The 407-nt window shown below is 67.8% G+C and carries 1 pseudogene; it reads right to left on the reverse strand.

Going from position 1 to position 407, the window contains the following annotated elements:
- Positions 1-273: pseudogene (locus tag WA407_RS26355) on the reverse strand (hypothetical protein); the annotation flags it as partial.
- Positions 274-407 lie beyond the last annotated feature (134 nt).

The following is a 407-nucleotide window of genomic DNA, read 5'->3' on the forward strand; positions in this document are numbered from 1 at the left end:
CTTGAGCAGGTCGAGCGCGACGAACTTGTCGTTGTTGCTCGCCTCGGGATCGTCGAGGATCTTGCGCAGCTGCGCGAGGTGAGACGTACGCAGATAGTGCGCGATGTCGTGCATCGCGGTGGCCGACAACGTCTCCAGGGCCGAGGGGTCGACCTCGAGGAAGGTACGCCCGCCGGGGCCCTCGAGCGTGCGCACCCCGTCGCTCGTCAGCTTGCGGTAGGTGGTCGTGTCCTCGCCGGTGGGCAGCAGGTCGGAGTACGCGAAATCAGCCATGCGTGGAGACTATCGGAGCGCGACGCGGCTGCGGCCCGACGAGCCGGCGGCACCGCCGTCAGGGCATGCGCGGGTGGGGTGTGAATGCTGACGAAAATCGCAGATGTGGACGCAGATCGCAGGCGGGGAGGGGG

Origin of the sequence: Paenibacillus sp. 203 (assembly GCF_037027525.1) — a bacterium.
GTDB classification, from domain to species: Bacteria; Bacillota; Bacilli; order Paenibacillales; family Paenibacillaceae; genus Paenibacillus; species Paenibacillus polymyxa_B.